The 13,169-nt window shown below is 74.6% G+C and carries 10 protein-coding genes; 6 read left to right on the forward strand and 4 right to left on the reverse strand.

The window, feature by feature from the left end; translation table 11 throughout:
* The first annotated feature begins 19 nt into the window (after nt 1-19).
* Entirely contained in the window at nt 20-1,222 is a 1,203-nt protein-coding gene (locus RND61_RS08265) for an HAAS signaling domain-containing protein (protein WP_315877151.1), read from the forward strand.
* 83 nt (nt 1,223-1,305) lie between these two features.
* Here the strand turns inward: RND61_RS08265 and RND61_RS08270 are convergent, their stop codons facing one another.
* A complete protein-coding gene (locus RND61_RS08270) occupies nt 1,306-1,443 on the reverse strand; it encodes a hypothetical protein (RefSeq protein ID WP_315877152.1) in 138 nt (45 codons plus the stop codon).
* Complete coding sequence (locus tag RND61_RS08275; protein WP_315877153.1) at nt 1,440-1,985, reverse strand: GntR family transcriptional regulator; 546 nt, start codon at nt 1,983-1,985, stop codon at nt 1,440-1,442. The genes RND61_RS08270 and RND61_RS08275 overlap by 4 nt, the downstream gene beginning before the upstream one ends.
* A 1,643-nt stretch (nt 1,986-3,628) precedes the next feature.
* Here RND61_RS08275 and RND61_RS08280 point away from each other — a divergent pair.
* On the forward strand, nt 3,629-5,062 hold the full coding sequence (locus tag RND61_RS08280; protein ID WP_315877154.1) for an endo-1,4-beta-xylanase: 1,434 nt from the start codon (nt 3,629-3,631) through the stop codon (nt 5,060-5,062).
* A 100-nt stretch (nt 5,063-5,162) separates the two neighbouring features.
* Nucleotides 5,163-6,482, forward strand: coding sequence for an RICIN domain-containing protein (locus RND61_RS08285; RefSeq protein ID WP_391653109.1), 1,320 nt, complete (start codon nt 5,163-5,165; stop codon nt 6,480-6,482).
* Nucleotides 6,483-6,781: 299 nt separating this feature from the next.
* Here the strand turns inward: RND61_RS08285 and RND61_RS08290 are convergent, their stop codons facing one another.
* Both RND61_RS08290 and RND61_RS08295 read right to left on the reverse strand, forming a co-directional pair.
* Complete coding sequence (locus RND61_RS08290) at nt 6,782-7,426, reverse strand: class I SAM-dependent methyltransferase (protein WP_315877156.1); 645 nt, start codon at nt 7,424-7,426, stop codon at nt 6,782-6,784.
* Nucleotides 7,427-7,435: 9 nt separating this feature from the next.
* A complete protein-coding gene (locus RND61_RS08295) occupies nt 7,436-8,152 on the reverse strand; it encodes a copper homeostasis protein CutC (RefSeq protein WP_315877157.1) in 717 nt (238 codons plus the stop codon).
* 143 nt (nt 8,153-8,295) lie between these two features.
* Between RND61_RS08295 and RND61_RS08300 the strand changes: the two genes are divergently transcribed.
* The 3 genes from RND61_RS08300 to RND61_RS08310 all read left to right on the forward strand — a co-directional run bounded on the left by RND61_RS08300 (nt 8,296) and on the right by RND61_RS08310 (nt 13,067).
* Nucleotides 8,296-10,572, forward strand: a complete 2,277-nt coding sequence (locus RND61_RS08300) for a heavy metal translocating P-type ATPase (protein ID WP_315877158.1) — start codon at nt 8,296-8,298, stop codon at nt 10,570-10,572.
* A gap of 314 nt (nt 10,573-10,886) precedes the next feature.
* Entirely contained in the window at nt 10,887-11,717 is an 831-nt protein-coding gene (locus RND61_RS08305) for an HD domain-containing protein (protein WP_315877159.1), read from the forward strand.
* Nucleotides 11,718-11,807: 90 nt separating this feature from the next.
* Complete coding sequence (locus tag RND61_RS08310; protein ID WP_315877160.1) at nt 11,808-13,067, forward strand: Cmx/CmrA family chloramphenicol efflux MFS transporter; 1,260 nt, start codon at nt 11,808-11,810, stop codon at nt 13,065-13,067.
* Nucleotides 13,068-13,169 lie beyond the last annotated feature (102 nt).

Consider the following 13,169-nt stretch of genomic DNA (forward strand, 5'->3'; position numbering starts at 1 on the left):
GGGCGGCAGGGAGGGCACGGTGGGGATCGAGAGCGACCAGCTGGTCTTCGACTACCTGAGCCGGGTCGGGGACCTGGCGCAGCAGCGGCAGTTGCCGTCGAAGGCGCGGATGGGCCTGGTGGCGTCGCTGCGCGACGAGATCGACCGGCAGCGGGAGGACGGCGAGGGCGCGGACAGCCCGGCCGCGGTCCGCCGCATCCTGGCCCGCCTGGGCTCGCCGGACGCGATCGTGGCGGCGGTGGAGGGCGGCGGACTGTCGGTGCCGGGGCAGCGCACCGGGCGGGGCCCGGAGTCCGGGGGCCCGGGATCCCGGGGGCCGGAGCCACGGGGTTCGAAGCGATGGGGTTCGAAGCCGTGGGGGTCGGAGTCCCGGAACGCGGGGTCGCAGGGTCCGGAGTCCCAAGGGCCGGACGGGGGACCGGGGTTCCGGAGCTCGGAGCCCCGGAGCTCGGAGCCCCGGAGCTCGGAGTCCTGGAGCTCGGACGAGGGACCGGAGCCGGACTGGTGGAGCGTGGTGCCCGGGTTCACGGGCGGGGTGGAGGTCCCGGAGCTGCTGGAGCCGCCGAAACCGGCGGAGGACCCGGCGGAGGACCCGGTGGAGAAGGCCGCGGAGCCCCCGCGGCGGAGGGGCCCGCGCCGCCTGCTGGGCCGGGCGGGCGCGGCCCGGCCGGCGGCGGAGACGACACGGACCGGGTCGGGCGCGGCGCCGGGCGCGGCGGAGGCGGCGGGCACGGCATCGGGCCCGGCGGAGGCGGCGGGCACGGCGGTGGGCCCGGCGTCGGGTGCGGGCCGGGGCCGCGTACGCCGGCTGCTCCTCCGCGGGCGGAAGGCGGCCCCCGCCCCGGTGGCCCCCGCCCCGACCCCCTCCGCGACGCGGGCGCGACGGTTCGGCGACCCGGTCCTGCTGCTCGCGGCGGGGTGCCTGGTGCTGGGCACCGTCACCGGCTCGTGGATCGCGCTGGCGGCGGGCTGGCTCCTGGCGTACGCGACGCGCCGCCTCAGCAGGGCCCAGGCGAAGTGGGGGGTGCTGGGCCTGCCGGGCGCGGTGGCGGCGGGCGCGGTGGTCTGGCTGTGGGGACGCCTGGACGGCCGCTGGGGGGAGCCGATCCCGCCGGGCGGCCCGGCCCTCACGCAGGCCCTGCAGGAGACCTGGCCGTGGACCCTCCGCACGGCGGCCCTGGCGACGGCGGCGTACCTGTTCTGGCGAGCCCGCCGCTCGTGACCCTGCCGGTGCGCGGCGCGGCATGGCCAGACCGCTCTCGTCCCCGCGTCCCCGTGTCCCCGCGTTCGCGGGGGCTCAGGACGTCAGGCCCGATCCGTCTGCAACCTGGGCGTCTCGAAGAAGCCACCGGCCCGGCCGACCGGTTCGCCGTACGTGCCGATCTCGGGGACGCGGCTCTGGCGGTGGTCGCGGGGCCCGGCCCCGCCGGCGCGTGCGGTCATCCGATCCTCATCTCGTAGCGGAGCCTCTGCCGGTGGGCGGGCATGGTCATCAGGTCTGCCTGGACGGGGCGGTCCCGGGCGTCGAGGGTCTGCCGTGCCAGGCGCAACACCGGCTGGCCGGGAGACAGTTCGAGGAGGTCGCACTCCTCGTCGGTCGCCAGTCGGGCGGTGACGTCCTCGCGGACGCGCACGCCGGCGTGGCCCAGTGCGGCGAGCAGGGTCACGGCACCGCCGCGGATCTTCGCCGTACCGGCGAGGGGAGTGCCGCGCGCGATGTCAACGGGGTAGTACGTGTCGGTCAACTCGCACGGCTCACCGTCGAGTTCGATGATCCGGCGGCGTACGACCACGGGCTCGCCGGCAGTCAGCCCGAGCAACGCGGCGACCTCTTCCCCGGCCGGGAGCTCCCCGGCGAAGACGATGCGCTGGGTGCCCCTGCGGCCGTGGGCGGCGGCCTCCTCGGCCCAGGCGTCGCCCTGCCCCTTCGCGCGCGGCGCGAGATACGGCATCGACGTGCTGACCCAGTCGCCCGTACCGCTCATGTTGTCCCTCCCGTGTCGCCGGTGCCTGTCCCGTGACGGTAAGCGACTCGCTTGGGGCGGCGCCGGAAGTCGGCTTCGCGTACGGCCTTCGGTGCGAGCCCGGCGGCGGACGCACGGGTGACGTACGGGTGGCGTACGGGCGGGTGGCGTACGGACGGGCGGATGCGCGGACGGTAGACGGTGGACGCGCGGACGGCGGATGCGCGGACGGTGACGCGCGGGCGGCGGTGTCGAGCAGGTGGCGGCCGGAAGCGGCGGGGGAGGGCGTGGTCACGGCGGTCAGGCCGTCGCGCAGGTGGGCGGTGACGCCCTCTTCGGTGAACGGTGCCCTCTTCGGTGGGCACGGAGGTCGGCACACGGGTCGGCACGCGGGTGGCGTACGGGAACGTCTCGGATTCTTTGACGCCACAAGCTAGGAATGCGGGGCCTCCCGGTCAAGACCTGTCGCTGATCTGTCCGTAAACAGACCCTGCCCTGCGGGCTTGACGCGCTCTCCTCCCGACCGGAAATCATCCGGAAGTTTGCGGTACGGCCTGCCGGTCCAGGGCGTCCGTGCGGAGGAGGGGAGCTGGGTGAGCGGCGTCCGGCCCCGGCCGGGACTCCGTCTCGCGCGGCGGCCGGAACACGGCCCCCGTCGCCTCGGGGCCGCGCGAGTCCATCGCCGCGCCGGCCGGGTCTTCCGTCCGGAGCCCGATCCTGCGGCCTCCACCCGTGGTGGGCGCACTCGCTCGGGCCCCGGTCCTGCGGCCTCCGTCGACGGCGGTGCTGGGGTCCGGTGGGCCCCGTGCGACTCGCCGGGATACCGAAAAATTTTCGGGATGGAAACGGAAACTTCTTCTGCGGGGAGTATTGACGGTCCACCGTCAACGCCTCAATCATGCCTGTCTGAGACGCCGGTCACAGTTCGAGCTTTCGAACAATATCGGCCTCAAGTGATCTGTGCTGCACGACAGATCCGCGTACCGCAGCACCCGCACCATCCCGTTTCCGTTCCGGTGAGGTTCGCACTAGCGCATCCTGACTCTTCGCACAGTCGGAGGGGCGGGCGGCGCCACGTGGCGGTCCCCCGGCCGAGCCGCGATGTGAGTACCCCCATGCCCCTGTCGAAACGACGCCGCCTCCCCGCGTCCGGTGTGTACGGCCGTGGTCGTCCAGCTCTGCCTCTCGGATCCCGTGGCGTTCGTCGTCCGGTCGCGGTGGCGGCCGGCCGGGAGCGGCGGGGGTGGGCTGCGCCCGGGCGCGGCCGTCCGTCAACCGGGCACGGCCGTCCGCCGGCCGGGCGCAGCCGTCCGTCAACCGGGCGCGGCCGTCCGCCGGCCGGACCTCTTCCGCCGGGCCTGCCCCGCGGAGGCGGGTAGGGCCCGGGGGCGTCGGCGTGGCCGCCGGACGGTCCGGCGGCGACCTGCCGCTCCGGTACTCCTTCGCTCCGGTACTCCTTCGCTCCGGGGCGCCCCATACGTCACCCGGAGGCCGCCCGGGTGCCGTCCGCACAGGTCGGGACCGTCCCGGTGTCACGACCACGACGTCCGGTGATCCCGCGATCTCCGGATCTCGGCCCGCCTCGTCCGCCTGCCGAGCGGGAGCGGACGACGCGTTCCGCCGCACTTCAGTCCTTCCGTGATTTCTACCCTGGAGGCACAGCCATGGGCTCGTACGCCATTCCCCCGCCCGCCGTCCGCCGGAAGTTCCGCGGTCTGCTGGTGGCGTTGGTCGCAGGCGTCCTCGGTGCGACCGGCGCGCTGGTCGCGCCGCCGACGGCGCACGCCGCCGAGAGCACGCTCGGCGCCGCGGCGGCGCAGAGCGGTCGTTACTTCGGCACCGCCATCGCCTCGGGCAGGCTGGGCGACTCGACGTACGCGACGATCGCGAACCGCGAGTTCAACTCGGTGACGGCCGAGAACGAGATGAAGATCGACGCCACCGAACCCCAGCGGGGCCAGTTCAACTTCACCGCCGCCGACCGCGTCTACAACTGGGCGGTGCAGAACGGCAAGCAGGTGCGCGGCCACACCCTGGCCTGGCACTCCCAGCAGCCCGGCTGGATGCAGAGCCTCAGCGGCAGCACGCTGCGCCAGGCGATGATCGACCACATCAAGGGCGTGATGGCCCACTACAAGGGCAAGATCGCCCAGTGGGACGTCGTGAACGAGGCGTTCGCCGACGGCAGTTCGGGGGCCCGGCGCGACTCCAACCTCCAGCGCACCGGCAACGACTGGATCGAGGTCGCCTTCCGCACCGCGCGCGCCGCCGACCCGGCCGCCAAGCTCTGCTACAACGACTACAACGTCGAGAACTGGAACTGGGCCAAGACCCAGGCCATGTACGCCATGGTCCGGGACTTCAAGCAGCGCGGCGTGCCGATCGACTGCGTCGGCTTCCAGTCGCACTTCAACAGCGGCAGCCCCTACGACAGCAACTTCCGCACCACCCTGCAGAACTTCGCCGCCCTCGGCGTCGACGTGGCCATCACCGAGCTCGACATCCAGGGCGCCCCGTCCACGACCTACGCCAACGTGGTCAACGACTGCCTGGCCGTCCCGCGCTGCCTCGGCATCACCGTCTGGGGCGTGCGCGACACCGACTCCTGGCGGCCGGAGCACTCGCCCCTGCTGTTCAACGGCGACGGCAGCAAGAAGCCCGCCTACACGGCCGTCCTCAACGCGCTCAACGGCGGCTCCACCACGCCGCCCCCCACGGAGTCCGGAACGATCAAGAGCGTCGGTTCGGGCCGCTGCCTGGACGTGCCCAACGCCAGCACCACCGACGGCACCCAGCTCCAACTGTGGGACTGCCACAGCGGCACCAACCAGCAGTGGACGCACACCGCCGCCGGCGAGCTCAGGGTCTACGGCAACAAGTGCCTGGACGCCGCCGGCACCGGCAACGGCGCCAAGGTCCAGATCTACAGCTGCTGGGGCGGCGACAACCAGAAGTGGCGCCTCGCCTCCGACGGGTCCATCGTCGGCGTCCAGTCCGGCCTCTGCCTCGACGCCGTCGCGGGCGGCACCGCCAACGGCACCCTGATCCAGCTCTACTCCTGCTGGAACACCAGCAACCAGCGCTGGACCCGCGCCTGATGGGGAACGCCACGGACGAAGGAGCGAATCGATGAGGACCCACGGTGCGGCTCCCCCCGCCCCTCCGGCACGACACCGCTGGTGGTCCCGGATCACCGCCGTGGTGGCGGCGGCCCTCGCGACCGGCATGCTCGCCGCGACGATGACGGGGTCAGCCCAGGCGGTGACGGCGCCCGCCGAGGCCGCGGCGGTGGACACCAACGCCTGGTACGTCCTGGTCAACCGCAACAGCGGCAAGGCGCTGGACGTCTCCGGCGCGTCCACCACCGACGGCGCGCGGGTCAACCAGTGGACGCGCAACGACCGGACCAACCAGCAGTGGCAGTTCGTGGACTCCGGCGGCGGCTTCTACCGCCTCAAGGCCCGGCATTCGGACAAGGTCCTCGACGTGTCCGGCGCCTCGACCGCCGACGGCGCCGCGATCCAGCAGTGGGCCGACGGCAACGGGGCCAACCAGCAGTTCCGCCTGGCCGACTCCGACGCGGGCCACGTCCGGCTGATCAACCGCAACAGCGGCAAGGCGGTGGAGGTGCAGGGCGGCTCCACCGCCGACGGCGGCAACGTCGTCCAGTACACCGACTGGGGCGGCGCCAACCAGCAATGGCAGATGATCAAACTGTCGTCCGGTGGCGCCGGCGGATGCGGCAGCGCCCCCACCCTGACGAGCGGTACGCACACGATCCAGAGCGGCGGCAAGAGCCGCAGCTTCATCCTCAGGGTTCCCGACAACTACGACAGCAGCCGCCCCTACCGGCTGATCTTCGCGTTCCACTGGCGGGGCGGAACCGCCACCGACGTCGCCTCGGGCGGAGCGAGCGGGAGGGCCTGGGCCTACTACGGCCAGCAGGAGCAGTCGAACAACACCGCGATCCTCGTCGCCCCCCAGGGCCTCGGCAACGGCTGGGCCAACACGGGCGGTGAGGACGTCACCTTCGTCGACGACATGATCCGGCGGATCGAGGGCTCCCTCTGCGTCAACCCGGCCCAGCGTTTCGCCACGGGCTTCAGCTGGGGCGGCGGCATGAGCTACGCGCTCGCCTGCGCCCGGCCGAACGTCTTCAGGGCCGTCGCGGTCATCTCGGGCGGCCTGATCAGCGGGTGCAGCGGCGGCACCCAGCCCGTCGCCTACTTCGGAATCCACGGCATCAGCGACTCCGTCCTCACCATCGCGCAAGGACGGTCCCTGCGCGACAAGTTCGTCAGCAACAACGGCTGCACCCCCCAGAGCCCGCGCGAGCCCGCGCCGGGCAGCCGGACGCACATCACCACCACCTACTCGGGCTGCCGCGCCGGCTACCCGGTCCAGTGGGCCGCGTTCGACGGGGGCCACATCCCCGGTCCGGTCGACGGCTCCTCCGGCGAGAGCGGCGTCACGACCTGGACCAAGGCGGAGATCTGGAGGTTCTTCGCACAGTTCTAGTGACGCACCTGTCCAGTGACGCGCCCGTCCAGTGACGCGTCCGCACCGAGGAGTGGGGCCAGGGTGATCCTGGCCCCACTTCGTCGTCCACCGCGGGTGGGAGGGGGTCCGAGGCCGCGAAGGACCGTTGCGGAGTGCCGGGTCGGTACCGCCGGCCACCACGGACACCGCCCCTTCACCGTCCGGCCGGAGCGTACGGCGGCCTTCGCTGTCCGGTCGGTACCGGCAGCCTTCCCCGGCCTCCGGCCCCCGCCCCCGCCGTCGGCGGCCCGGCGCCTTCGGGCCGGGGCCGTCGGCGCCTACGCGGGTTTCCGGGCCAGGAGGTGGGCGTGGGGGGTGCGTTCGTGCGGGTCGGGCTCGCGGTGCAGGTGGGCGTGGAGCGGGAGGGACGCGGCCTCCAGGAGCGGGGCCAGGGCCCCGGGGGTCCAGCGGTGGAAGTCCAGGGAGACCCGGTGGCCCAGCGCCTCGTCGAGGTGGAGGACGTCCTCGCCCACCTGGAACGCCAGCAGCAGCGGGGCGCCCGGGGCCAGGACGCGGTGGAACTCCGCCAGGACGCCGGGCACGCGGTCGCGCGGCACGTGGATCAGGGAGTACCAGGCGACCAGCCCGCCCAGCGACCCGTCCGGCACGTCGAGCGCCGTCATCGTGCCCTCCTCGAACCGCAGCCCCGGATGGTCGCGGCGGGCCACGGCGAGCATGCCGGGCGACAGGTCGATGCCGTACGCGTCCAGGCCCAGCTCCGCCAGTCGCGCGGTGGCCCAGCCGGTGCCGCAGCCCACGTCGGCGACGGGCCGCCCGGGCAGGGCGTACTGCGCGAACACGCTGAGCATGGCGCGTTCGAGCCGTACGGCCGCCGGTTCGCCGCGCGGATGGTCGACGTAGTCGGCGGCCACCGCGTCGTAACCCGCCCGGGTGGTGTGGAGGAAGTCCGCTGAGGCAGTCATGCCGGGAGGCTAGACCCCGGCACCGACAGTCGCCGCCTCGCCGTCCAGGGTGCGCCGCCACGCGCTGACCGCGCCCCACGCCACGGGGGACGCCCAGCCCGCCGGGCGGGCCGCGCCGCCGATGTGGAAGGCGTCCACGCCCACCGCCAGCAGGGCCGGCACGTGGTCGAGGCGCAGGCCGCCGCCGACCAGGAGCCGGGAGCCGTACCCGGTCTCGCCCTGCCGGGCCGCCTCCGCCGCCAGGACGGGCAGGCCCGTGTCGACCCCGGCGGCCGAGCCGGCCGTCAGGTACGTGTCGAGGCCGGGGAAGTCCGCGAGCTGCTTGCGCAGGGCGTCCCGGTCGGCGCAGTGGTCGATGGCGCGGTGGAACGTCCACCGGCAGCCGTCCAGCTCCGCGACGACCCGCTCCAGCGCCGCGAGGTCGGGGTGGCCGTCCGCGTCGAGGAAGCCGAGCACGAACTCGTCGGCGCCCTCGGAGCGCAGTTCCCCGGCCACCCGCACCAGCGCGTCCACGTCGCCCGCCGCGAAGCCGTCGGCGAGCCGCAGCATCACGCGGAGCGGGATGTCCACGGCGGCGCGGATGCGGGCGTACGTCTCGCGGGGCGGGGTGAGCCCGTCGGCGGCCATGTCGGCGACCAGCTCCAGGCGGTCCGCTCCTCCGGCCTGGGCCGCGATCGCGTCCTCCGCGTCGAGGGCGATCACCTCCAGGAGTGCACGGTTGTTCATCGGACCCCAATCTCGACGGGCGGCTGTTTACAGGTCTAGTCCAATGCTAATGCTTGGAGGGCGTCAATGGGGGTCCCTCGTTTACCCGAGGGGGGTATACACTGGGGTTCCTGGTATACCCCCCATGGGTATTGGAGGATGAGATGAGTGGTCCCGCGACCGCCCCCGGCACCGACGTGGTGGAGCTCGCCATCGGAGGTATGACCTGCGCCTCCTGCGCCGCGCGCATCGAGAAGAAGCTCAACCGCATGGACGGGGTCGAGGCCACCGTCAACTACGCCACCGAGAAGGCGAAGGTCACCTACCGGGGTGCCGACGTGTCCGTCCAGGACCTCGTCGCCACCGTCGAGGCCACCGGCTACACCGCCCGGCCGCCCGCCCCGAAGGCGGAGGCGGCGGAGGAGGGGGCCGGGAGCGGCGGGGACGGCGGGGACGGCCACGAGCTGCTCGACCTGCGGCAGCGGCTCCTCACCGCCCTCGTGCTGTCCGTCCCCGTCGTCGCCATGGCGATGATCCCGCCGCTCCAGTTCGACAACTGGCAGTGGCTCTCCCTCGCCCTCGCCGCGCCCGTGGTCGTCTACGCGGGCTGGCCCTTCCACCGCGCGGCCTGGACGAACCTCCGGCACGGCGCCGCGACCATGGACACGCTGATCTCGGTCGGTACGGCCGCCGCGTTCCTGTGGTCCCTGTGGGCGCTGTTCTTCGGCACGGCCGGCATGCACGGCATGCGGCACCCGTTCGAGCTGACCATCGCCCGCGGCGACGGCAGCGCCAACATCTACCTGGAGGCCGCCGCCGGCGTCACCACCTTCATCCTCGCCGGCCGGTACTTCGAGGCCCGCTCCAAGCGGAAGGCGGGCGCCGCGCTGCGGGCGCTCATGGAGCTGGGCGCCAAGGAGGTCACCGTGCTGCGCGACGGCCGCGAGGTGCGCGTGCCCACCGCCCGGCTGCGGGTCGGCGACCGGTTCCTCGTACGGCCCGGCGAGAAGATCGCCACGGACGGCACCGTCGTGGAGGGCACCTCCGCCGTCGACGCGTCCATGCTGACCGGCGAGTCCGTGCCCGTCGAGGTCGCGGTGGGCGACTTTGTCACCGGGGCCACCCTCAACGCCGGGGGCCGCCTCGTCGTCGAGGCCACCCGCGTCGGCGCCGACACCCAGCTCGCCCGCATGGCGAAGCTCGTCGAAGACGCCCAGAACGGCAAGGCGGCGGCGCAGCGGCTCGCGGACCGGATCTCCGCCGTCTTCGTCCCCGTCGTCATCGTCCTGGCCCTGGCCACGCTCGTCGGCTGGCTGCTGTCCGGCGCCGGGATGACCGCCGCGTTCACCGCCGCCGTCGCCGTCCTGATCATCGCCTGCCCGTGCGCCCTCGGCCTCGCCACGCCCACCGCCCTCATGGTCGGTACGGGCCGGGGCGCCCAGCTCGGCGTCCTCATCAAGGGCCCCGAGGTCCTGGAGAACACCCGCAAGGCCGACACGGTCGTCCTCGACAAGACCGGCACCGTCACCACCGGCCGCATGACCCTCCTCGCCGTGCACACCGCCGAGACGGCGGACGAGGCGGAGGTCCTGCGCCTCGCCGGTGCCCTGGAGAACGCCTCCGAGCACCCCATCGCCCGCGCCGTCGCCGCCGGCGCCGCCGACAAGGTGGGCGACCTGGCCGTACCCGAGGACTTCACGAACGTCCCCGGCCTCGGCGTCCAGGGCGTCGTCGACGGGCACGCCGTCCTCGTCGGGCGCGAGAGGCTGCTCGCCGAGTGGTCCATCGCCCTGCCCGCGCCGCTCGCCGCCGCGAAGGACGCCGCCGAGGCCGCCGGCCGCACCGCCATCGCCGTCGCCTGGGACGGCGAGGCCCGCGCGGTGCTGGAGGTCGCGGACGCCGTGAAGGATACTAGCGCGGAGGCCGTCCGCCGGCTGCGCGCCCTGGGCCTCACGCCGGTGCTGCTCACCGGCGACAACGAGGCCGTCGCGCGGGCCGTGGCCGCCGAGGTCGGCATCGACCCCGAGCACGTCGTCGCGGAGGTCATGCCCGAGGACAAGGTGGCCGTCGTCAAGCGCCTCCAGGCCGAGGGCCGCAGCGTCGCCATGGTCGGCGACGGCGTCAACGACGCGGCGGCCCTCGCCCAGGCCGACCTGGGGCTCGCGATGGGCACCGGGACGGACGCGGCGATCGAGGCGGGCGACCTGACGCTCGTACGGGGCGACCTGCGCGCCGCGGCCGACGCGATCCGGCTGTCGCGGCGGACCCTCGCCACGATCAAGGGGAACCTGTTCTGGGCGTTCGCCTACAACGTGGCGGCCCTGCCGCTGGCGGCGGCGGGGTTCCTGAACCCGATGATCGCGGGCGCGGCCATGGCCTTCTCGTCGGTGTTCGTCGTCGGCAACAGCCTGCGGCTGCGGGGCTTCAAGGCCGCCGCGTAACCACCCGGCGGGACGGGCGGCCCGGGAGGCACGGCCCGGCGGGACCGGCGCGTGACCCGGCGGGGCGGGCGCGTGACCCGGCGGGGCGGGCACGTGGCCGCCCGGGGCGGTGCGGTCCCAGGGCGATGCGGTCCGGGGGCGGCCACGGGGCGGCGCGGCCACGGGACGGCGCGGTCCCAGGGCGGTGCGGTGCGGCACGGTCCCGGGGCGGCCACGGGGCGGTGCGGCGCGGCCACGGCGCAGTACGGCCACCAGTGCGGCGACCACCGGTACAGCGCCGCCCGGGACAGTGCGGCACCGGCAGAATGGGGCCCATGGCCGTCCTCCCGCCCCCGCACCCCGCCCACGACGAGCTGCGCCGCCGCTGGGCGGAGACCGTCCGCCTGGCCCGGGGCGGACGCCCCGCCGAGGACGGCGGCCGACCCGCCCCGGACCACCCGTCCGCCCCGTCCGTCCTGTTCGACTCGTCCGCCCCGGCCATCCCGGACCGCCCGGTCGACCCGGCCATCCCGCCCGCCCCGGACCACCCGGTCGACCCGACCCGCCCCTCCGGCCAGGACCACCCGGCCGATCCGTACGTCGACCGGTACGCCGACGACCTCCTGCGCCGCTGGGCCGAACCCCAGCGGCGCTACCACACCACCGACCACCTCCTCGCCGTCCTGCGCCGCGTCGACGACCTCGCCGGCCACGCCGACGACCTCGCCGCCGTACGGCTCGCCGCCTGGTTCCACGACGCGGTCTACCTGCCCGACCGCGACACGAACGAGGAGCGCAGCGCCCGGCTCGCCGAGCGGGCGCTGCCGGAGCTGGACGTGGACCCGGTGCGCACGGCGGAGGTCGCCCGGCTGGTCCGGCTCACCGTCACCCACGACCCGGCGCCCGGCGACCGGGACGGGGAGGTGCTGTGCGACGCCGACCTGGCGGTGCTGGCCGGGCCCCCGGAGGCGTACGGGGCGTACGCGGCGGCCGTGCGCGAGGAGTACGGGTTCGTGCCCGACGACGCGTTCCGCGAGGGCCGCGCCGCCGTCCTGCGGCAGCTCCTCGCCCTGCCGAGGCTGTTCCGCACCCCGTACGGCGCCGAGCGCTGGGAGGGCGCCGCGCGCCGCAACCTCGCCGCCGAGCTGGAGCGGCTGGGAATCTAGATCGCCCGGGTGGTGTTCTCACCCAGCATGCCGCCCAACCTTGATCACTCCGCTACGCCCCCGTCCCCCACCGCCCCGTCCCCGGCCCGCATGCCGCTGGCCGTGTACATCCTCGGCCTGTCCGTCTTCGCGCTCGGCACCAGCGAGTTCATGCTGTCCGGGCTGCTGCCGCCCATCGCGGACGACATGGACGTGTCGATCCCGCAGGCCGGGCTGCTGATATCGGCCTTCGCCATCGGCATGGTGATCGGCGCGCCCCTCCTCGCCGTGGCGACGCTGCGGCTGCCCCGCAAGACGACGCTCGTCGCGCTGATCACCACGTTCGGCCTCGGCCAGGTCGCGGGCGCCCTCGCGCCGTCGTACGAGGTGCTGTTCGCGTCCCGCGTGGTCAGCGCCCTGGCGTGCGCCGGGTTCTGGGCCCTCGGCGCGGCCGTCGCCATCGCGATGGTCCAGCCGGGCGCGCGGGCCCGCGCGATGGCCGTGATGATCGGCGGCCTGTCCATCGCGAACGTGCTGGGCGTCCCGGCGGGCGCGTTCCTCGGCGAGCAACTGGGCTGGCGCTCGGCGTTCTGGGCGGTCGGCGCGGCGTCCGCCGTCGCCCTGGTCGGCGTGGTGACCCGGATCCCGCACATCCCGCTGCCCGAGGAGAAGCCCGCGCTCCGGCGGGAGCTGGGCATCTACCGGGACCGGCAGGTGTGGCTCGCCGTCGTCGTCACCGCGCTCGCGGCGGGCGGCGTGTTCTGCGCGTTCTCGTACCTGGCTCCGCTGCTCACCGACGTGGCCGGGCTGGACTCCGGCTGGGTGCCGACCGTGCTCGGCCTGTTCGGGGTCGGCGCGCTGGTCGGGACGACGATCGGCGGGCGGGTCGCGGACGCGCACCTGTTCGGCGTGCTGCTCAGCGGCATCGCCGCGTCGACGGTGCTGCTCGCCGCGCTGGCGCTGTTCGCGGGCAGCCCGGTCGCGGCGGTCGCCCTGTCGTTCCTGCTGGGCGTGTCCGCGTTCTACACGGCGCCCGCCCTGAACGCCCGGATGTTCAACGTGGCCGGGGCCGCCCCGACCCTCGCGGGCGCCACGACGACGGCCGCGTTCAACCTGGGCAACACGGGTGGGCCGTGGCTCGGCGGGACCGTCATCGACGCGGGCCTCGGCTTCCCGGCGACCGCGTGGGCGGGCGCCGCGATGACGCTGGTCGCGCTCGCCGCGGTCGCCGTGGCGCTGCGGCTGCACCGCCGGGAGGGCCGTACGCCCAGCCGCGTCGTCATGGGCGCGTCGGCGTCGGCGTCGGTGTCGGCGTCGGGCGGACCGGCGGCCACCACCCCGGCCGGTACCGGCGGCCACCACTCCGGCTGACGGGGCCACCGTCCCGGCCGGGAGCGGCGGTCACCGCCCCGGTCGGCGGGTTCACCGTCCCGGCCGGGACCAGCGGCCACCACCCCGGCTGACGGGGTCACC

The sequence above is a fragment of the Streptomyces tamarix genome, assembly GCF_032423885.1.
GTDB classification, from domain to species: domain Bacteria; phylum Actinomycetota; class Actinomycetes; order Streptomycetales; family Streptomycetaceae; genus Streptomyces; species Streptomyces tamarix.

Coding starts and splice junctions, on each gene's coding strand:
- RND61_RS08300 (WP_315877158.1), top strand. CDS start 8,296: ATGAGTGGTCCCGCGACCGCCCCCGGCACCGACGTGGTGGAGCTCGCC.
- RND61_RS08280 (WP_315877154.1), top strand. CDS start 3,629: ATGGGCTCGTACGCCATTCCCCCGCCCGCCGTCCGCCGGAAGTTCCGC.
- RND61_RS08270 (WP_315877152.1), bottom strand. CDS start 1,443: ATGACCGCACGCGCCGGCGGGGCCGGGCCCCGCGACCACCGCCAGAGC.
- RND61_RS08275 (WP_315877153.1), bottom strand. CDS start 1,985: ATGAGCGGTACGGGCGACTGGGTCAGCACGTCGATGCCGTATCTCGCG.
- RND61_RS08305 (WP_315877159.1), top strand. CDS start 10,887: ATGGCCGTCCTCCCGCCCCCGCACCCCGCCCACGACGAGCTGCGCCGC.
- RND61_RS08295 (WP_315877157.1), bottom strand. CDS start 8,152: ATGAACAACCGTGCACTCCTGGAGGTGATCGCCCTCGACGCGGAGGAC.
- RND61_RS08290 (WP_315877156.1), bottom strand. CDS start 7,426: ATGACTGCCTCAGCGGACTTCCTCCACACCACCCGGGCGGGTTACGAC.
- RND61_RS08310 (WP_315877160.1), top strand. CDS start 11,808: ATGCCGCTGGCCGTGTACATCCTCGGCCTGTCCGTCTTCGCGCTCGGC.